The 20,230-nt window shown below is 41.0% G+C and carries 21 protein-coding genes; 9 read left to right on the top strand and 12 right to left on the bottom strand.

What is annotated here, in order from left to right; all coding sequences use genetic code 11:
- Window positions 1-210: 210 nt before the first annotated feature.
- Complete coding sequence (locus FTU45_RS08765; protein WP_180076277.1) at window positions 211-1,044, bottom strand: hypothetical protein; 834 nt, start codon at window positions 1,042-1,044, stop codon at window positions 211-213.
- Window positions 1,045-1,419: 375 nt separating this feature from the next.
- On the bottom strand, window positions 1,420-2,223 hold the full coding sequence (locus FTU45_RS08760) for a hypothetical protein (protein WP_180076276.1): 804 nt from the start codon (window positions 2,221-2,223) through the stop codon (window positions 1,420-1,422).
- Window positions 2,224-2,448: 225 nt separating this feature from the next.
- Between FTU45_RS08760 and metG the strand changes: the two genes are divergently transcribed.
- On the top strand, window positions 2,449-4,509 hold the full coding sequence (metG, locus tag FTU45_RS08755) for a methionine--tRNA ligase (protein WP_180076275.1): 2,061 nt from the start codon (window positions 2,449-2,451) through the stop codon (window positions 4,507-4,509).
- 98 nt (window positions 4,510-4,607) lie between these two features.
- Here metG and FTU45_RS08750 read toward each other — a convergent pair whose 3' ends face one another.
- Window positions 4,608-6,467: a P-loop NTPase fold protein gene (locus FTU45_RS08750; protein ID WP_180076274.1), complete on the bottom strand. Its 1,860-nt coding sequence runs from the start codon at window positions 6,465-6,467 to the stop codon at window positions 4,608-4,610.
- Window positions 6,468-6,807: 340 nt separating this feature from the next.
- Window positions 6,808-6,924 (bottom strand): hypothetical protein, encoded by a 117-nt coding sequence (locus FTU45_RS15620; RefSeq protein WP_086044934.1) that lies wholly within the window; start codon window positions 6,922-6,924, stop codon window positions 6,808-6,810.
- A 269-nt stretch (window positions 6,925-7,193) separates the two neighbouring features.
- Between FTU45_RS15620 and FTU45_RS08745 the strand changes: the two genes are divergently transcribed.
- Window positions 7,194-8,174, top strand: coding sequence for an MBL fold metallo-hydrolase (locus FTU45_RS08745; protein ID WP_180076273.1), 981 nt, complete (start codon window positions 7,194-7,196; stop codon window positions 8,172-8,174).
- Between the two features lie 77 nt (window positions 8,175-8,251).
- Here the strand turns inward: FTU45_RS08745 and FTU45_RS08740 are convergent, their stop codons facing one another.
- Window positions 8,252-8,875, bottom strand: coding sequence for a LysE family translocator (locus tag FTU45_RS08740; protein ID WP_180076272.1), 624 nt, complete (start codon window positions 8,873-8,875; stop codon window positions 8,252-8,254).
- Between the two features lie 103 nt (window positions 8,876-8,978).
- Window positions 8,979-9,161 (bottom strand): NF038215 family lipoprotein, encoded by a 183-nt coding sequence (locus FTU45_RS08735; protein WP_159516138.1) that lies wholly within the window; start codon window positions 9,159-9,161, stop codon window positions 8,979-8,981.
- Window positions 9,162-9,340: 179 nt separating this feature from the next.
- On the opposite strand from FTU45_RS08735, the gene FTU45_RS08730 reads away from it, so the two are divergent.
- The gene (locus tag FTU45_RS08730; protein ID WP_180076271.1) at window positions 9,341-10,222 is read left to right on the top strand and encodes a 1-aminocyclopropane-1-carboxylate deaminase/D-cysteine desulfhydrase; all 882 of its coding nucleotides are present in this window, start codon (window positions 9,341-9,343) and stop codon (window positions 10,220-10,222) included.
- On the opposite strand, the gene FTU45_RS08725 is transcribed toward FTU45_RS08730, so the two are convergent.
- Window positions 10,219-10,542: a hypothetical protein gene (locus tag FTU45_RS08725; protein WP_180076270.1), complete on the bottom strand. Its 324-nt coding sequence runs from the start codon at window positions 10,540-10,542 to the stop codon at window positions 10,219-10,221. The two genes, FTU45_RS08730 and FTU45_RS08725, sit on opposite strands and share 4 nt — an antisense overlap.
- Window positions 10,543-10,733: 191 nt before the next feature.
- Here FTU45_RS08725 and FTU45_RS08720 point away from each other — a divergent pair, with 191 nt between their 5' ends.
- Window positions 10,734-11,933: an NAD(P)/FAD-dependent oxidoreductase gene (locus FTU45_RS08720; protein WP_179999764.1), complete on the top strand. Its 1,200-nt coding sequence runs from the start codon at window positions 10,734-10,736 to the stop codon at window positions 11,931-11,933.
- Window positions 11,934-11,962: 29 nt separating this feature from the next.
- Here FTU45_RS08720 and FTU45_RS08715 read toward each other — a convergent pair whose 3' ends face one another.
- The 4 genes from FTU45_RS08715 to FTU45_RS08700 form a co-directional block, all read right to left on the bottom strand.
- The gene (locus FTU45_RS08715; protein WP_167381268.1) at window positions 11,963-12,115 is read right to left on the bottom strand and encodes a hypothetical protein; all 153 of its coding nucleotides are present in this window, start codon (window positions 12,113-12,115) and stop codon (window positions 11,963-11,965) included.
- Between the two features lie 125 nt (window positions 12,116-12,240).
- Window positions 12,241-12,408, bottom strand: a complete 168-nt coding sequence (locus tag FTU45_RS08710; RefSeq protein ID WP_005097883.1) for a hypothetical protein — start codon at window positions 12,406-12,408, stop codon at window positions 12,241-12,243.
- Between the two features lie 68 nt (window positions 12,409-12,476).
- A complete protein-coding gene (locus FTU45_RS08705) occupies window positions 12,477-14,405 on the bottom strand; it encodes a mechanosensitive ion channel (protein WP_180076269.1) in 1,929 nt (642 codons plus the stop codon).
- 203 nt (window positions 14,406-14,608) lie between these two features.
- A complete protein-coding gene (locus FTU45_RS08700) occupies window positions 14,609-14,914 on the bottom strand; it encodes a hypothetical protein (RefSeq protein ID WP_005097890.1) in 306 nt (101 codons plus the stop codon).
- 567 nt (window positions 14,915-15,481) lie between these two features.
- On the opposite strand from FTU45_RS08700, the gene FTU45_RS08695 reads away from it, so the two are divergent.
- The 5 genes from FTU45_RS08695 (at window position 15,482) to FTU45_RS08675 (ending at window position 19,356) form a co-directional block, all read left to right on the top strand.
- Window positions 15,482-15,904 (top strand): hypothetical protein, encoded by a 423-nt coding sequence (locus FTU45_RS08695; RefSeq protein ID WP_005097893.1) that lies wholly within the window; start codon window positions 15,482-15,484, stop codon window positions 15,902-15,904.
- Window positions 15,905-16,197: 293 nt separating this feature from the next.
- Window positions 16,198-17,130 (top strand): transporter substrate-binding domain-containing protein, encoded by a 933-nt coding sequence (locus tag FTU45_RS08690; RefSeq protein ID WP_159138944.1) that lies wholly within the window; start codon window positions 16,198-16,200, stop codon window positions 17,128-17,130.
- Between the two features lie 59 nt (window positions 17,131-17,189).
- Window positions 17,190-17,933 carry an amino acid ABC transporter permease gene (locus FTU45_RS08685; RefSeq protein WP_074383457.1) on the top strand — a complete coding sequence of 248 codons (744 nt, stop codon included), beginning with the start codon at window positions 17,190-17,192 and terminating at the stop codon, window positions 17,931-17,933.
- Window positions 17,933-18,616 carry an ABC transporter permease subunit gene (locus tag FTU45_RS08680; RefSeq protein ID WP_074383458.1) on the top strand — a complete coding sequence of 228 codons (684 nt, stop codon included), beginning with the start codon at window positions 17,933-17,935 and terminating at the stop codon, window positions 18,614-18,616. The genes FTU45_RS08685 and FTU45_RS08680 overlap by 1 nt, the downstream gene beginning before the upstream one ends.
- Window positions 18,617-18,630: 14 nt before the next feature.
- Complete coding sequence (locus FTU45_RS08675; protein ID WP_180076280.1) at window positions 18,631-19,356, top strand: amino acid ABC transporter ATP-binding protein; 726 nt, start codon at window positions 18,631-18,633, stop codon at window positions 19,354-19,356.
- A 69-nt stretch (window positions 19,357-19,425) separates the two neighbouring features.
- Here the strand turns inward: FTU45_RS08675 and FTU45_RS08670 are convergent, their stop codons facing one another.
- Window positions 19,426-20,187, bottom strand: coding sequence for a ferredoxin--NADP reductase (locus tag FTU45_RS08670; RefSeq protein ID WP_180076268.1), 762 nt, complete (start codon window positions 20,185-20,187; stop codon window positions 19,426-19,428).
- Window positions 20,188-20,230 lie beyond the last annotated feature (43 nt).

Raw genomic sequence — 20,230 nt, 5'->3', positions numbered from 1 at the left:
AAAGTTGGGTGTATTTCTTCATTGTGTGCTTTCCAATTGCGAGTTGAAAAAGTCCAATGATTCTACGAATACACCTAACTTTTTCAACTAACTACAAATGTGTCGCACTTGAGATTTGAATCTGCGATGTGAAAAGAATTTTTATTGATTTTAGGTGTAGCAAGCCACTTTAACCTTCTTTGATTAAAGTGGCTCTACAATAATCACAGTCTATTTATGATTTTTATTATTTTCAGACTTGTGCTGCTGATCCTTGGCATTTTTATCCTGATCTTCTTTAGATTCACTCTTGTCAGACTGATCTGATTTCGATTCTGAATTTTGAGCTTTGGCATCTTTTTGCTGATCAGAATCATTGCCCTGAGATTGATTTTCTTTCATTTTATTCATGCTATCAGCCGCCATCTGTTTCAGCTCACCCAGCTTGGTAGAGGCTTCACTGACTAACTCAGTAATCTTTTGTTTTGTATCTTCAAACTTATGTACAGCCTCATCTTTTAAATTGGCCATGCTTGCCTGTTGATCGGTCTGAGCTTCTTTAGCATTTTGTTTATCTGACTGATTCGATGATTTATCTTCAGTGCTATGATCAGCTTTTGCCTTTTTTGCGTCATCTGAACCTTGATCATCATTTTTCTGGCCGTTGGACTTGCCATGTTTTAGCTCATTCAGAAGTTTTTCGCCTTTTTGTAATAGCTCCTCACCAATCGCAATGGCCTTCGCTTTTAAATCATCCATCTTAAAGCTTTCAGTTTTGTTATCTGATTGCTCATTTTTCGAATTATCTTTTTGATCAGATGGCTGCTCTTTAGAGGCTTCATCCTTCGATTCCGAGTCAGCGCCTGTATCTTTAGAGTTTTGTTTGCTATCAGAATTTTCATCAGTCTGGTGTGGCTTTGTATCTTGTGTATCATGCGACTGATTGTGCTTCTGGTCATTCTGGTTTTGCTTTTGCTCTTCTTTGGCTTTCTGATTTAATTGTTTCTCATGTTGTTCTTTGTCTTGATTTTGCTTTGAACTATTGCTCTGGTTCTGCTGAGTCATGAGGTACCCTCCTTAGGCATATCATATAAACAATCGGCCATTTTTTAGCACAAAGCGTGGGGGCAAATCGGGCGCAGTAAGCAAACTGCAACAAAGCCTGTACATGTTGTTGCTATTGTTTGCAGTCTGTAGCATGAGCTGCGCCCAATCAGTATTGCAAAGTCAATAATCCAACTCTTTTGGATTCTGGCGATTCAAGTCCATCGATTACTTGGGGTTTCGACAAAGTCTGGCTTGGTAAACCTGTCAGCACATTTTCTTTGGCTTCTCATTCAAATGCCGTTATAGCATAGTTTCCAAAGCCAAAGAATCAGTGTTGCCAATTCACAGCAGATGTTTATAGGATGCAAATGCATCAGGAGATATTATTTCAAGTCAGACACGCAAGGTGCTCATAAAGCTGAGCGCAGAGAACAACCAGATCAACAGAATGAAGCTGCGTGCTTGATTGAAGTTGTCGACATCTGTGCCATGTAGCATGTTATGACGGCTCATGGTCACATTTGAGCTTGAATCCATTTTATAGGCAGTAAGTTCAGCAAAATACGGATTCAGTTCAATCGCAATTTTAGACTTATGCCACAGGCTTTTAATTTCATTGCCTTTTAAACCCGGTACGATTTTATAGACATCGACAAACTTGGTACCATTTTGCTTTAAGAAGCCTGCTTTGATCAGGATATCTGTCAAAATACCTTCGAGCTGCGCATAGACATTTGGAATACAACCGCTGTAAAAGCCAAGTTTGTACATTTTCAAGCTTTCAAGCAGCACCAAACGGCGCTTGGCTTTGATGTCTTCATCAATCTCTAAGGCATCAAAGGCTTTCAGCATTTCAGTTTGGAAATATTCGCTATTGATCATATCGAGTAGCTTAAATTGCTCAATATCTTCAAACTGGTGAGTGGCCGGCCAAAAATGCATCAAATTTAAAGCATCATTGGCAAACTTCGCGCCAATCGGTTGATCGAGCTGATCTGCCAGCACTTGGAAATAAGCATCTTGCGCGACTAAACCCGATAAGTTTTTGATTAAAAGTGTATGTTCATCTGCCGAGATGTCTTCAAGATAAGCTTCTGCATCTTTTAAAATCTGACTGCCCAACTGTTTTTGACTCGCTGCATTTTGTTTAATACGCGTGACAGGTTGGTCAAAATCAAAATCATCTTCGTCAATCATGGTTTTCTAGCTCAAAGCTTTTAGATCAATGGCCTATTATCACTGTTATTGGCAACGCAATATAGGGAAATCTACATTTCCAAGACATTCTGTAAATACAAAGACCTTTCGACACGAATTCGCGGTGAAATGGAATTGATTCGCTTAAAGGATTGCTTTGTATTCGGACCTGCATCAGGTAAAATCATCCACCTTGCATAATATACGAATGAGAGAGTCATATCCGTGCGTAATATCTTAGTCACTAACGCCCTTCCATACGCCAATGGCCCGATTCATATGGGTCACCTACTCGGTTATATCCAAGCTGATATTTGGGTACGTGCGATGCGTGCAATGGGTCATGATGTGACTTATGTCTGCGCGGACGATGCTCACGGCACAGCCATCATGTTACGTGCTGAAGCCAACGGAATTTCACCGGAAGCACAAATTGCCAACGTGCAAAAAGAACATATCCGTGATTTTGACGGTTTTGCGGTGCACTTCGATCATTATGATTCTACCCATAGCGATACCAACCGTGCACGTGCATCTGAAATCTATCTCAAAAACCGTGATGCCGGCAATATTGCGGTTCGTCCTGTCACCCAGCTTTTCGATCCTGAAAAAGGCATGTTCCTCTCAGACCGTTTCATTAAAGGCACCTGCCCGAAATGTAAAGTAGAAGATCAATATGGCGATTCATGTGAAGTTTGCGGTGCAACTTATAATGCAACCGAATTATTGAACCCACATTCGACTTTAAGCGGTGCAACACCTGTCGAAAAATCATCTGACCATTACTTCTTTAAGTTGCCGAATTTTGGTGAATACCTGCAAAAATGGACACGTGATGAAGGCCGCTTACCGGTCTCGATTGCCAACAAATTAGATGAATGGTTTGAAAATGGCCTGAACGATTGGGATATCTCGCGTGATGCGCCATATTTCGGTTTTGAAATTCCAGACGCCCCCAACAAATACTTTTACGTGTGGGTCGATGCGCCAATTGGCTACATGTCGAGTTTTGAAAACTATATCAAAACCAAACGTCCTGATTTAAGCTTTGATGATTACTGGAAAAAAGATTCTAAAAATGAGGTCTATCACTTCATTGGTAAAGACATTGTGTATTTCCATGCGCTGTTCTGGCCGGCAATGCTTGAAGGTGCAAACTACCGTACGCCATCAGGGTTATTTGTAAACGGTTTCTTGACTGTCAATGGTCAGAAGATGTCGAAATCTCGCGGCACATTTATTAAAGCGGAAACCTATTTAGAGCATTTAAACCCTGAATATTTACGTTACTACTTCGCGTCGAAACTTTCGGATAAAGTTGAAGATTCGGATTTAAACCTGGATGATTTCGTTCAAAAAGTGAATTCAGACTTGGTTGGTAAAGTGGTCAACATTGCCAGCCGTTGTGCGAAGTTCATCAATACTAAATTTGATAACAAGTTAAGTGCAAACTGTGCAGAGCCTGAATTGGTTCAAAGCTTCATTGATGCGGGTGATTCAATCGCAGCACAATATGAGTCACGTGAATTCTCTGCTGCGATTCGTGAAATCATGGCACTTGCAGATAAAGCGAACCAATATATCGATGAGAAAAAGCCTTGGGCGCTGGCGAAGCAGGAAGGTCAGGAACAACAAGTACATGACGTATGTTCTGTCGGTATTAACTTGTTCCGTCAATTGGCTGTTTATTTGGCTCCGGTGTTGCCAACACTGGCGCAACAAGTTCAAGATTTCTTGCAATTAGAATCTTTCGACTTCGCTTCTCGTGAAACGATTCTGGTCGGTCACGAAATTGCATTGTTCCAACCATTGATGCAACGTGTAGATCCAAAAGCGGTTGCTGCCATGGTGGATGCATCTAAAGATTCTTTAGCTGCTCCTGCTGTTGAACCAGCTAAAGCTGAAAAGAAAAAAGAGAAGAAGGTCGAGAAGAAAGCTGAACCTAAAGTCGGCGAAGCTGAAATTATTAATATTGATGATTTTATGAAAGTTGACCTGCGTGTGGCTGAGGTTTTGGAAGCTGCAACGGTTGAAGGTTCTGACAAGCTGCTTCAATTGACTTTAAATGTAGGCGAAGCTGAACCACGTAATGTATTCAGTGGTATTCGTGAGTTCTACCAACCTGAAGACCTAAAAGGTAAATTGGTGGTGATGGTGGCTAACCTTGCTCCACGTAAGATGCGTTTTGGTATTTCGAACGGTATGGTGTTGGCAGCGGGTAATGGCAACGGCGTTTGGGTGATTTCACCTGAATCTGGTGCTAAACCGGGTGATAAGGTTTCTTAAGATTTTAAATCTAAAATAAGAAAAGCCTCTACGTTGTAGGGGCTTTTTTTATGCCTTTAGATTCCCTCTCCTTTTAGGAGAGGGTTAGGGAGAGGTAATTAACCTTTATAAGCTTCATTTCTTATCTGGGACAACTTAGGTATAAACTTTTCTTCTATTTTGTGTTTTTCAATTCCTTTTGATTGAACTAATTTTTCATTAGTTAACGTTATCAAACTTTCAAACCAGTCTTGTTCTTCTAAAAATATTTTAGAATCCGAAATAATTCGATATCTATAATTTAATGCATCTAATACGATCATTGCATTTTTAAAGTTAATTTTGCAGAGTTGATCTAAAAATTCTTCAACTTTGAAAGATTTCAATATTGGATAATCATAATATTGATTTTTTAGTTTTTCATAAACTGTATAAGCATCTGTCTGCATTAACTCTAGCAGCTCACCATATCTTTCAGAATTTTTTTCCAAGAATTTTTCTTGATATGCATCTGCAATTTTTTCTAAAAAACTTTTGAAAATATCCAAATCCCTAGCATATAATCCATAACCTCCACATTGTTCACTAAGATCAAAAGAACTCAAACTTTTATATCGATCATCAATATTGACTATTTTTTTAAATCTTTCCCTAGCTTGATCTATGAGGGTTTCTATGGAGAAATGTATTAATTTCTGGTCACTTAAATACACCAACATACTTATAGTATGAAGGATAGCGGTAACATCGTTTAATTCATAATTTTCAATACTACACTTTGCTTGTTTTACTAGTTCATAAAAATCTTTATCATTTAAATCTATATAATGCCAAAGCTTCCACCATATTGGTTTATCTTCTTTTAACCTAAAATATGCCTCAGATAAATTCATGTTAATCAAATCATCAGCAATAATATTTTTATTTAGAATTTGGTCCCAAAGCTTTTGAGTGAAAATATAATCTCCCAGCCTCATTTGATACTTACGTTTAAATTCCTGTGCATCATTACCCTCAAAACCTGATATTGATTCTGCAATTTTTTCCTCTGGCTTTTTAGAAATTTCTTCCTTTAAATCAGGTTTAAAATTTAAGATCTCTTTATAGAATCTTCCTTTCTTATTTTCTAATGAAAGAATTAAAAAAGCTTTTAATACTTTTTCAAAAATTTCATTGTCAAAATCGCCCTTTGGAGCAAAATAATTCTTTTTATAAAATCTTTCAAAAGCAAAAACTGTCTGCTTAAATGATCTTAAGTTTTTATATCCTACTTGGTTAAAAGTTTGCTTTATTAGTTCAAAATTTTCAGTGAGCAGATTTCTTAAGTCCCCATTTTCAATCTCATACAGAATACTTTGAATTGCTAAATGCTGATCTTCTGTATAACTAAATATTGCCCCTATCAACTTCTCTTTTTTTCTAGAATACTGCTCATTTTCTTTATTAATTTCCTCTTCATTCGAAACAATGAGTGTTTTAATCCCATCCTGCTCTACAAAGTAATTAATATACCCAAGTACTTCTTCTTTTTTTAACTCACAGCGTTCTAAATCGTCAAAAACTAATATGAAATTATCATTAATTTTTAAATAATCAGGTAATTCAATTTTTGGGACACTACCTGAAGCACTACCATCTGATTTACCATCGCCATCTAAATCAATTTTTACAGTTGCTTTTAATGTCCCTTTTAAAATTTGACCTGCTAATTTTGCTCCTTTACTACCAAGAATTGGATGAATACTTTTAAAAATGGCTTCATCAATCATAGATGTTTTTGAAATACCATTTAAACTTACATAGCAGATATTTTTACCCTGATCTTTTTTCTTTTCTAAGTATTTTTTGACAAACCATGTCTTACCACTTCCCCATGCACCATTTAATAAAACAGCATATTCAAAATTCTTTTTCCCATCGAAATAGTAGTCTAAGTATTCTTCAATATGTTTGTTTGGCTTTGAAATATAAGTAGACATTTGGTTTACACTTTTCTAATTAAAATTAATTACTTGAATTAAAACCCAATAAAAAAAATTACTCAACATAAGAAAAAACTATCCCTTTAAAACTTGCAAGAACCCATGAAAACTTAAAACTGTGTCTAATATTTGTTGACCACTACACAGTATCTATCCCTACTGTTCAAGCTACTGAACCAAACATCCCCCAACACAAACAGGTCGAAGGCTACTGCCATCACCAAATCAGCAATCCCCCAAATCACTACATTACTTGACGGTACAAACTGCTTAAATTCATCCATATTTCAAAACTAAAAAGCCTCTATCTCTAGAGGCTTTTTTATTGCTGGGTCACTTAGCCTTGCAACACAAATTCCCAAATCACATAGCCCAGTCCAAAACCAAGTAGTGAATATAAGGTAATAATGAAAAATACAAAGCTGGCATTGTTTTTTCTTTTCCAAAAACTCATCGCGACACCCAAAGCTTGTTCGTAATACCCTATGTTAACGAGCTTTTAATAAAAAGTGAAATACATCTAAGCATTTTATTTATAATAATATTTTTACAAAAAACACATTCTTTACTTTCAAAAAATCAATATACAGATTCAGATTGAATTTTTAGTACAGATGCTAAATCGCCATTTCGATTTAAAAAAAATGGTAAATATATTCATATTCTTTTTTGCTGGCATCCATGCTAATACATAGAGTTGACTTTAATTACATAAGAATAGCCATGAAATACCTCAGCTCTTCTCTTGTCGGATCACTCCTTGCTTTAGGTTCATTGGCAGGTATTTCCCCAACACACGCACAAACGCCTTCCACTTTAGAGCAACAAAAACAGGTTCCCTTATATTATCAATACAGCTTTGGAGATTACCAGATTACTGCCCTGCTGGATGGCACCAATTATTTAGCCAAAGCCTTGTTTAAGGATATTCCTGAAGCAGAAGTGAATCAGATTTTAAAAAAATATTATGTTGACCAAAGCAAAGGCATCCAGACCTCCGTCAATGCTTTCCTGGTAAATACAGGCAAAGAACTGGTCTTGGTGGATAGCGGTGCTTCTAGCTGTAATGGGCCAAACTTTGGGTCTATTTATTCAAATTTACAGGCATCTGGACAAAAGCCTGAGCAAGTCAATACGATCTTATTAACGCATTTACATCCTGATCATGTTTGCGGCATCAGTAATAACGGCGTTGCCAATTTTGCCAATGCAAATATTTATGTATCGCGAGCCGAACTGGATTTCTGGATGAATCCTAAAAGTGTAGAAAAATTACCAAAAGCAAAACAGGCCGGTTTTTTGGGTACAGTCGATAAAATCAAGAAAGCCATCGCACCTTATCAGGCCAAAGGTCAGTTAAAGACCTTTAAAGCTGGCGATAAAATCCATGGTTTTGATGTGATCAGTTCAGCGGGGCATACACCGGGGCATTTTGGATTTAGCTTAAAATCCAAGGGTCAGGAGATGATATTTATTGGGGATATTGTACACTCCCATACCATTCAGTTTGACCGTCCACAGACCGCTATAGATTTTGATATCGATCCGAAAAAAGCGGTTGAAACCCGCTTAAAGTATTTTGCGGAATATGCAAAGAATGGCCAGACGGTGGCAGCACCACATTTACCATTTCCGGGGATTGGGCATGTCTATTCTAAAGATGCTAAAAGCTACCAATGGATCCCCTTGCATTTTAAAGATTAATTTCAAATGATCAGCTGTCCCTTGGAAAGCTAGCAAGAATGATCACTTTCCAAGGATGAGGACTTCAAGTGTTGAAACTATTTCATTCCGAAAATAAGTTTTAGTCCGAGCACGGTCATCACCGCACCTGCTGCCCGGTCAAACAATGCCTTAAACTTTAAATACACACGGCGCGGCTTTTCAGCAGAAAGTGCGACAGCCACGAGTGAGCACCAGCCAGCATCAATAAAGAAACATAGAATTGGCAAAACAAAATAAAAATACGTTGGGATTTCTTTAGGTAAAAGTGCGGTAAAAATACTGGCCAGCACAATTGCAATTTTGGGATTGGACAACTGCGTGATTAAACCGGTGGTAAAGGCACGGCGTAAAGACATCTGCTTGGTAATGGCGACATCTGCCTCAATCGGATCTTTGGCATGTTTAATAATTTTAAAAGCCAGCCAAAGTAAATATAGCCCGCCACAAATTTTTAAAGCCAGGTAGGCTGAAGGTACTGCCAGCAAAAATGCCTGCAAACCCAGTACTGCCAGCAAACCGAAAATTGCAGCACCTAGACCAGTCCCCAATGCAGTAAATAAACCATGTTTACGTGAAATCGCAATTGAATTTTTTGCCACATAAATAGAAGTCGGCCCGGGACTCATTGCACCTAACATCAGGGCAACAGCAATTGAGCCTAAAATCCAGAATGATTCCACGAGATAACCTGACTTAAAAATTTAAGGATTATTTTAAGCAAAAACCGGATGATTTGCTTTAAAAATTTCAGTATTGGTCAGGAATTTTAGTTACTGTAATGGCTTACTGTTTTAATTGATCCTGAGCAATGAATTGCGTGCCTAACAGTTGGTAATCCTGATCATGTACCGGTACACCACCAATAATCATGGTACGGGTCTCTGTTTTAGGTTTATTCATCGCATCATCACAGCCCGACAAACTGAGCATTACACCAACCAAAACAGCATAGGACAATATTTTCATTATTCTACCCTCCTCAAGGGTTTCCTGTATTTAGATTAGCATCCCTGCTTAAATAATCAGCAGAATATTTGTGACATTCTGCGTCAATTTTTATCTCATGCCTGAAAATGACTTATTCTCAATCCCTGATCTTTACTGCTTTCGCTATAATGGCCGAATAACTGACTGTGTTAATTTTTATGTTTGCAGAGATTGCCCAAAATATTCCCGATCAACAGATTAATTTTCACGATATTATTTTAACAATACGTCGTCTGGATCTGGTACATCCGCAAATTTCAGGCAACAAGTTTTTTAAACTGAAATACAATTTTCTGGAAGCACAAAGACAGGGTTATCGGCAGATTCTCAGCTTTGGTGGTGCGTATTCCAATCATATTGCGGCCACTGCATTTGCCGCACAGCAGTTTGGTCTTCAGAGTGTGGGGATTATTCGGGGTGAGGAGCTGGCCCATCGACCACTCAATCCGACTTTAGCCACCGCACGGCAGTTGGGGATGCAGCTACATTTTGTCAGTCGTGAACACTATCGTCGCAAGCAACAGCCTGAGTATCTGGCCGAACTCGCACAACAATTTCCTGAGCATTATCTCATTCCTGAAGGTGGAACCAACGCTTTGGCCATTCAGGGCTGTCAGGAAATTTTAAGCCCGCAAGATACTCAATTTGATGTGGTTTGCTGCGCAGTAGGCACTGGTGGAACCATCACCGGTCTGATCGAAGCCAGTCAGGCGCATCAGCAGGTTTTAGGATTTTCAGCGCTGCAAGGCTCATTTTTAAAAGATGAAGTCGCGCAACTAACCAGCAAAACCAACTGGAATATTCTGGATGATTATTGCTGTGGCGGCTATGCCAAAACCAGCACAGCCCTCATACAGTTTATTCGGGATTTTGAAACCGAATTTGCAATTCCACTAGAGCAGGTCTATACCGCTAAAATGTTGATGGGCATCTTTGATTTGATTGAAAAAGATTATTTCCCAGCAGGATCTAGACTGCTGGTGATTCATAGCGGCGGGTTGCAAGGCCGTAATATTGATACTATTTCTACAATTGCTTAAGCCTGAATCGGTTGATTATTATTCAGCGCAATCATCCCTTTGACCAAGCGGTAGATATGCCAGATGAAGACCAGAAAGATGATTAGAAATCCGATCAATATGACGGTCAATAAACCACCAACAATATAACCCAGCAAACTGACCCAGAAGGTTTTAATCTGCCAGTCCACATGACTTTCCAGCCAGGTGCCGCGCATTTCATCACGTTTAATGTAGTTCATGATAATGGCTATAAATGGGGTCACACCCAGAAAAAACCCCAGAATATAAAGAATATAACTGATCAGGTTGTATTGTTTTAGATCCTCTGACGTTTCCATAAGCCCTGCCTTATTATTGTGACTTTTGTAAAACTGTACAAAAACTATGCATTATTTTAAGCCGACTTACAAATATTTTATGTTTAAACTCTAATACGGATTGGCAATCAGTCTGTTGATTGTTCAGGAATAGAGAAAGCGGAAATAAAATTGTCTATAATGCTTTCCTTTTGTTCTCCCTCGAGTGTTTTATGTCTTCCAAGCAATACGATGTTCTCGTCATAGGTGCCGGTGCTTCAGGTTTAATGACGGCGTATATGGCTGCACAACGTGGGCGTAAAGTCGTAGTGGTGGAAAAAGCCAATAAAGTTGGCAAAAAAATCCTGATGTCTGGCGGCGGTAAATGTAATTTTACCAATCTGGAGGTCGAACCAAGCCATTATATTTCGCATAATCCACATTTCGTGATTTCAGCATTAACGCGTTATAGCAATTGGGACTTTATTGGCCTGGTCTGTGAATATGGTATTGCTTATGAAGAGCGCAAACATGGACAACTGTTTACCCTCAATGGTGCAAAAGATATTCTGTCAATGCTATTGGCAGAATGTGATAAAACCGGTCTGGTCGATCTTAAAACCAGCTGCGAAGTAAAGGCAGTCAATCCAGTCGATGATCAAGGATTTCAAGTCGCCACGTCAATTGGATATTTTGAGGTTGAATCTGTAGTGGTGGCATCAGGTGGCTTGTCCATCCCGACGCTGGGTGGTTCAGGCATTGGCTATGACATCGCAAAACAGTTTGGACATCATGTTTATCCAACCCGTGCCGGTTTGGTGCCCTTCACTTTCTCTGATGGATTTAAGGAGGTGACGACTCGTTTGAGTGGCAATGCCGTAGAAGCGACACTCTCCAATGAGCTCAACAGTTTCACCGAAGCACTGCTGTTTACCCATCGTGGTTTAAGTGGCCCAAGCTCCCTGCAATTGTCCAATTACTGGAATGTCGGTCAAAGCTTTCAAGTCGATTTCTTACCAAGTGTAGATTTACTGGATTTCTTTAAAACCAAAAAACAAAGCCAGCCCAAAGTGTTATTGCGCACTTTACTCAATGAATTTTTACCGAAAAGTGTCGTGGCTGAATTACAGAGTCTAATCTGGACTGACGTCACTGAAACCGCAATTGGCAATATCAGTGATAATCAACTGGAGCAGATTGCGACACGGCTGCATGGTTTTGAAGTGAAACCATCCGGAACAGAAGGCTACCGTACTGCGGAAGTGACTTTGGGCGGTGTGGATACCAGCGAGGTTTCTTCAAAAACCATGGAAAGTCAAAAGCAGAAAGGCCTGTATTTTATTGGTGAGGTGCTGGATGTTACCGGACATTTGGGCGGCTATAATTTCCAATGGGCATGGTCATCTGCGCATGCCGCATCGGAATATATTTAATCAATAGATCATCAAGACTGATATTTAGTTCATTCCAGATAATCTGTCTTAAACAGCTTGAGATTGGCCGTATTTCCTAAACGGTCAATCGTCAGCTGCATTTTTCGAGTGGCTTCTCGCAAATATAGCGGTGCTTCATCTGCTGAAGTGTTCTTGAATGTATATGATAGTGTTTGCCACATGATGTTGATCTCCCTTTTTTATATTTTTAATGCAAGAAGAATACCAAAATCATTTTAGTATTCACCTGAATATTATATATTTCTTAAAGGCCAAATTCTATTGTTTGTTATTCAGCAGAATTCTTTCAGTTAAATTCGTCTGTATCAGGTATTTTCCTATCCAGCGCTCGCTCTGACTGCTCGTCCTGTTTGCTCTTCACAAAAATAAATCGATAGGCAGCGGTAAAAAAGCCAATGGTAATTCCCGCGATAACCAAAGGAGCCAGAACTTTGTTGGGTTTCTTGCTATTCATTTATTTTTCCTCGTGACTGAAAAAAATCGACCACGCTAATGTGGTCGATTTTGGTTAAAAATAACAGGTTATTTCAGGTCATCTTTTTTCTGAGTGGAACGATCAATATCGACATCAGGCTCTTTTTCTCCGGTTGAACCAAATGGATTATTGGCTGGTGGATGTTTAGGATCAACCTCCACTGAATCAGGTACGATCTGATCCGGATCTAGACTATTCTCATCCTGCGGTGCAGTGGTGAGGATTGCCGGTGTGGTATACGATAAGTCCGTACTCATTGGCGTAGTACCCTCTGCGTCTGAATCTTGATTTGGCACAATACCTGCTCCTAGCGTAGTGGTTGAAGAATCAGTAGTACCGGTCATGTTTTGTGAACGGTCGGAGTATTGTCCCATTGATGTATCTGTAGAACCCATCCCCATCGCTGCACCTGTCGTGCCTGCCATGTCCGTTGTACTTGAAGTACTCTGAGTACCTAATCCCGAAAATATGCTGTTTTCAGCTTGATCTTTGACTGGATTCGGTTCTTTGGCTTCGCGTTTTGCTTTATCAATCAGATCTGTTAAAACTCGCTCCGCAGGCTGACGACCACCCAGACCAAAAGCCAGAGCAAATGCTACTGCGACAGCACCCAGCGTTAAACCAAATGCCAGGTTCACAATCGAGTCGGCAATACCCATGGCACGTAGACCCATGGCAACGACCAAGCCCATAATCAGGACACGCACCAGATTCGCTAACCAGCGTGAGCTGTTATATTCACCGCGTTGTACGATGTTCGCGACAATATTTGCCAGCCAGAAACCGATCACCAGAATCACGGCACCGAGCAAGATGTTGGCGCCGAAGTAAATAAACATCGCAATCAGGCCGCTCACCTGTTCAAAGCCGAGACGGTCTGCTGCTTCGGACACTGCAAATAACATGGTGAACAATACGATCAGATAACCGACCACACTCGAAAGTTTAGTGGTGCCTAAAAAACGCTGTACATCCAGTTTGGCAGGAATTTCATCAACACCTGTACCCGATACCACTTCAACCACCAGACGTGCGACCAGTTTAGAGACCACATAAGCCAGAATCAGAATTAAGGCAGCAGCAATAATATTCGGAATGGCATTCATGATTTCATACAGCATCGCCGTGGCAGGCTGAGAAATCGCTTCGACACCCAATGCTTCAAAAGCAATAATCAATGCAGTAATGATCACGACAGCGAAGATGAATGAACCAATCACCTGTGCCACATTGGAATTTTTGAAAATACCTACTTTTTCAGCTTGTTGTTGTACATTCAGACTGTTTAATAGGCCTTCAACAATACCGCGAACAATTTTTGCCAGAATATAACCGACAAAAATGATCACTGCAGCAATAAAGATATTTGGTAAGTAGCTTACGACATCAGTCAGCATATTCTGAACTGGTAACAACAGACCGTTGAGTCCCAGAATAGACAGTACGATTGGCAAGAACAGTAATAAAATTAACCAGTAAGCAATTTCACTGATGTTCTGACTAATGGGACTGACACCCACTTCAGCACTGAGTTTTTCGTCTAGTTGGGTTCGGTCAAGTAGCTTTTGTAGCCCTATTTTCACCAGGTTGGCGACAATCCACCCTATGAATCCGACTGCAATTGCACCTAGTAACTGCGGGATAAATAACAGGAATTGCTGAATCATATTACTGAAAGGACCACTGATACTGGTCAGGTTGAGTACATTCAGTGAACCAATTACGGCAATAATCAGAATAATCCAGAACACCACCCGGGCAATAATACTTTCGATATTAGAGCGATGGCCTGTCGCCGTATTTAAGTGTGTATTGGTTCCAAGTTTTTGCAAGACTTTCTTGACTGCTGCCGAAACCAGTAATGCAATGATCCAACCAATGACTAATATGGCAATTGCACTCAGAATGGGATGAAACTGATCCCAATAATACATGGCGTCGAAGCCGCCACGCGGACTTCTCATATAATCATTCATGTTGTTTTACCCTCTTTGTTATTAAGCTATTTATCTGAAATCGGGAGCCTATCCTTGAAACATTCAGCCCCTTCTTCTTTCGGATTCACCTTCAGATTTGATGTTTTTAGACTTGAGCCAGCTAGCTATCATTAGCTTAAACATCACAATATATTGCAAAAAAGCCCCAGTGGTTTCACTAGAGCTTTTGATATATGTCTGAGTTATCGAGCCGCCTGTGCATCATCTGTCGCAGTTGCTGTTGCTTCTGTTCCATCACCTAGCGTTGCAGTAGCTTCTGTAGGTTCACCGACTGGAGTCGTATTGTTTGGTGTCGCAGGTTGCACATTAGGGTTCGGATGTCCAGCAGGTGCATCATTTGCGTCTGGATTCATGTCAGCAAACATATAGAACAGTAATGCCAGTAAAAAGATACCTACCAAAATCAAGATATAAACAGGAATACGCTTTTTTTGCGTCACTGCTGTCTGATGATCTAAAGGTGGTTTTTTATTGAAATCATCGACCATAACCATCCTCACTCTTTGTTATTCATAAGTAGATTTTTAGCATAACAAGCAGTTAAAACAGCTTCTGTGACAAAACATGGTGAGATGGTGACGGGATGTAAGTTATATGTATGAATAATATTTAGAATAATCTTTAAGCAATCGTGCTCATTTTTAATTCACTGATCGCTACTGGTTGATGGTGAATGGGTTTAACTCAGTATTATCCTGCTATTCATTTTCCCCTCATGTGAATGACATAGAAAATTACTGGCAGATCAACACATCTAATCGCTTGAATAATTGCAACACTATTCGCTTAAACCTTCTTATAGAGCTATATAAAGCGTATCAGAAAAGAAAAAGGCTCTATAATCACGCTGATAATGAGGTTTAGCTTCTCCATTCTTTTCCAATCCCAGTTTGCTTGAGTTGCCTGAGTGGTATGCAGTCCTTTGAAATTCAAGAGCTTCAGTACGCGACCTCAGGGCAGAACCAACACTAAAATTTGCGCTAAACAATAGCACTGCTCAGTTTCTATAAAATGGGCTATAATGTGTCCCTCATTTTTTTATTTCATCGAGCTCTATGGCGTATCGTCAACAAAGTGTATCGTTGGATCTTGACACTGATGTCACCCACCAATGCACTTTGCATCATACTCGCGATCAGCATCTGATCGGGATTATCGAATTCAGTAAACCGAGTTTTGCACTGCGCTGGCAAGACCTGGAGTATTTCCGTCGTCGTACTGAAGAGTTTTCCGTGATGCCTTTCCCGGACTGTGTCAACGCAATGATTATCGATATCCGAGATGTAACAGCATGGCTTGACAATGAAGTGCCAATTATTCCATGGCGTTTATTGGAAGAGGATTGTCCGGTACGCTTAGTCGTCCCTGCGGATCGTCTTGAGCACTACGCTGGATTCTTTGAACCGACCTGGCTCAGTTCCGATGTCGAAACGGCCATTCAAGAAATTCGTGAATCGATGGATATGTTTGTGCATTAAGCTTGAACCGATAAAAAAACCTCCAGTTTGGAGGTTTTTTTATGACTTTTTCTTTCTTATGCTTGTAGTTCAATCTCTTTATTTATTTGCATTCCTTTGAGCATCTCGCAGATTTCCTTTTCTGATTCAGTAACATTTCAGCAATAAATTCAGCTTGAGTCATGCTTGAATCATCAACTAAGATGAATATAAACGAATACTTAGACTTTATAGCAATAATCAGAATATTGTCTTAGCAGCGCCTGAAAACGGGCGTACTCATAATAATTGAAAATGAAAAATGGAGTTTCACGATGAAAACAAAGACTCAATTCGCTACGCTGCTGTGTGCCAGTGCCCTGACCTTGGGACTGAGTGCCTGTAGTGATAATCAGGCACCAAGCAATCAGCAAGGCAACGAGAATACTTCTGGCACGCTCAATAAGATCAAACAGTCCGGCACGATTGTATTAGGTTATCGTGACTCCTCGATTCCATTTTCTTATATCGCTGACAATCCGAATCAGCCGGTCGGCTATGCCCATGACCTGCAACTAAAAGTGGTCGAAGCCGTCAAACAAAAGCTGAATCTTCCTGATTTAAAAATCCGCTACAACTTGGTGACCAGCCAGAACCGGATTCCACTGGTCTCCAACGGTACGGTTGATCTGGAATGTGGTTCAACGACGAATAATAAGGAACGCCAGCAACAGGTCGATTTCTCTGTCGGCTTTTTTCAAGTAGGTTCCCGTCTATTAACCGCAACCAATTCTGGTATTCAAGATTTTAGCGATCTGAAAGGCAAAAAACTGGTGACCACTGCCGGCACCACATCGGAACGCTATATTCGTCAGCATGAAAAAGAATTGGGCATTGGTGAAATTATTTCGACCAAAGACCATGCAGAATCCTTTTTAATGCTGCAAAGTGGCCGTGCTGCTGCCTTTATGATGGATGACATTTTACTGGCGGGAGAAAAATCCAAGGCTAAAAATCCGCAACAATGGCACATTGTAGGTACAGCGCCCATCAATGAAATCTATGGCTGTATGTTACGTAAGGGAGACCCCGAATTTAAGCAGGTGGTAGATGACGCGATTAAAGCCACATATAGCTCCGGTGAAATCAATAGCATGTACCAGAAATGGTTCCAGTCGCCAATTCCACCGAAAAATATCAACCTGAACTTTGCCATGTCTGATGACTTGAAGGCCCTGATCAGCACCCCGCATGATCGCGATCAATAGATTCTGAATCTTATTCATCTGCTTAAGCATCACCTGTTTAAGCCCATTTTGGAGTGATCATGAATTACAGCTGGAATTGGGGTGTCTTATTACAACCGACCGGGATTGGTGATAGCACCTATCTCAACTGGATCATGACTGGCCTCGGCTGGTTAGCGGTCATTGCGATTGTAGCCTGGTCGATTGCCATGCTCTTGGGTAGCCTGCTGGGCATCATGCGCACCTTGCCCAGCCCAACGGCCCGGGCGATTGGTAGCGCTTATGTCACCATTTTTCGGAATGTGCCTTTACTGATCCAGTTATTTATCTGGTTCTATGTGGTTCCGAATTTTCTGCCGAACAGCATTCAAAGCTGGTGGATCAATGATCTGGGAGCCAATACCACGGCGCTGATTTCAGCCAGTATTGGTTTGGGACTGTTTACCGCAGCGCGGGTTTGTGAGCAGGTGCGTACCGGGATTGAAGCCATTCCACCCGGGCAGATCAATGCCGGCTATGCTATGGGGTTTAGCACCACACAATTATATCGCTATGTGATTTTACCGCAGTCTTTTCGCATGATCTTACCTCCCTTAAGTTCTGAGCTGACCAACTGTGTCAAGAACACCTCGGTGGCCTCACTGGTCGGGGTTGCGGAACTCATTTCCCAGATGAAAACCATCAGCGAATATACGCAAAATACCATTGAGATTTACACCTATGTCACCCTGATTTTTATCCTGATCAATGTCTGCCTGATTGGCTTGATGAACTTTCTGGAAAAGCGCCTTCAGGTGCCCGGTCTGATTGCGGGGACTAAATAATGGAATGGTTCACTGCATTTTTTCAGGATTTACAATTATCCGCACCTGCCCTATGGCATGGTCTGAGTATTACTTTAAAAGTCTTATTTTTTGCCACTATTGGCGGGGTCTTTATTGGCACCTTACTGGCATTGATGCGGCTGTCTTCAATCAAGGTGTTGAACTGGATTGCCAAGGGTTATGTCAATCTGTTCCGTTCGATTCCCCTGCTGCTGGTACTGATGTGGTTCTACTTCGCTGTGCCTTTTATCTATACTGGGGTGACTGGAAAATATCTGACCATGGATACGGCACTGGTGTCCAGTATTGTGGCTTTTATGCTGTTTGAAGCCGCCTATTTTTCCGAAATTGTCCGTGCCGGAATCCAGTCTATTCCTAAGGGACAAACAGATGCGGCCTCTGCCCTCGGCATGAGCTATGGCCAGTCCATGCGCCTGATTGTACTGCCTCAGGCCTTTCGCAAAATGACACCGCTATTATTACAACAGACCATTATTTTGTTTCAGGATTCCACCATGGTGTATGCAATTGGCCTGTTGGACTTTTTCCGCAGCAATTATGTACGTGGTGACCTGATGGGCTTACTCACCCAATATATTCTTTTTGCCGGTTTGGTCTATTTCACCATCAGTATGATCGCCACCTATATTGTTAAAAAATTACAGCAGAGGTTAACTGTATGAACGAAGCCAAAGTCATGATTGACCTCCAGCATGTCAGTAAATGGTATAAAGATTTTCAGGTACTGACCGACTGCACCACCCAGATTCGGCAAGGTGAAGTGGTGGTGGTTTGTGGTCCTTCTGGTTCAGGAAAATCCACCCTGATTAAAACTGTCAATGGTCTGGAACCTGTTCAGCAAGGCAGTATTCTGGTCGATGGAATTAAAATTAATGATCCGAAAACCAATTTAAATAAACTAAGAAGTCGCGTGGGCATGGTATTTCAGCATTTTGAATTGTTCCCGCATCTCAGTATTACCGAGAACCTGAGCATTGCCCAGATCAAGGTATTGGGTCGTTCTGAAGCCGAAGCCAAACAGAAAGGACTTGCCTATCTGGATCGTGTCGGCTTAAGTGCACAGGCCAATAAATTCCCGGCACAACTTTCTGGCGGACAACAGCAACGTGTCGCGATTGCCCGTGCGCTGAGCATGGATCCGATTGCCATGTTATTTGATGAACCGACTTCTGCACTTGATCCTGAGATGATTAATGAAGTGCTCGATGTCATGGTCGGACTGGCCCAAGAAGGTATGACCATGATGTGTGTCACGCATGAAATGGGCTTTGCACGACAAGTCGCCAACCGGGTCATCTTTATGGATCAAGGAAAAATTGTGGAAGATTGCAGTAAAGATGATTTCTTTAATACAGCGCGTGGTGAGCGTGCCCAGCAATTCCTGAACAAGATTCTGCACTAAGCTGTCATTATTCACCTTGCAGATAAAAAAGCTCATCCAAGGATGAGCTTTTTTATCTGCAATTCAGACTTACCAATAATTCTCGACTGCAATATTGCCTTCGCCACGCCGGTTCATGATCAGGCCACGGGCTTTTAAGGCTTCTTTGGTATCATCGACCATTTCTGGGTTACCGCAAAGCATGACATGGGTGGTTTGCGGATTGAGCTGCATACCTACGGCTTTTTCCAGTTCACCATTGGCAATCAGCACCGGCAAACGATCGTGCAAAGGTGCATCAGGCTCACGGGTAATAATCGGAATAAATTTAAATCCGCTATGTCCTTCGCCAAAGGTTTCGGCAATTTCCTGAATCCGTTCCACATAAGCGAGTTCAGCCCGGCTACGCACGCTATATACCAGATTGATTTTTTCGTATTTGCTCCAGGTTTCAAAGTCTTGCAACATGCACAGAAACGGTGCCAGACCAGTTCCAGTGCCCAGTAACCACAAGTCTTTAGGTAAAGGTAACTGATAACGTGCCAAGGTCAGATAACCATAGGGAATTTTTTCCAAATACAGCTCATCACCTACTTTCAAGTGCTGTAAGTTGGAAGTAAATTTACCTTCTGGCACCACAATCGAAAAAAACTCCAGAGTTTCATCAAAAGGAGATGACACCACCGAATAGGCACGAACCACCAGTTCATCTCCCACCTGCAGGCCAATACGCGCAAATTGCCCCGCAGTGAATTTGAAGTGTGCCGGGCGTGTCATGGTGAAACTAAATAATGTATTGGTCCAACGGTGTACAGATAAAACTTTTTCTAGGCTAAATTTTTCAATTGACATGATTTCAACGTGGCATGAAAGACTGTGCTCATGGTAGCATGGC

Source organism: Acinetobacter sp. YH12106 (assembly GCF_013418995.1).
Taxonomy (GTDB): Bacteria; Pseudomonadota; Gammaproteobacteria; order Pseudomonadales; family Moraxellaceae; genus Acinetobacter; species Acinetobacter pseudolwoffii.
The sequence above is the reverse complement of the archived record's forward strand: the minus strand, read 5'-3'. Positions and strand labels throughout refer to the sequence as shown.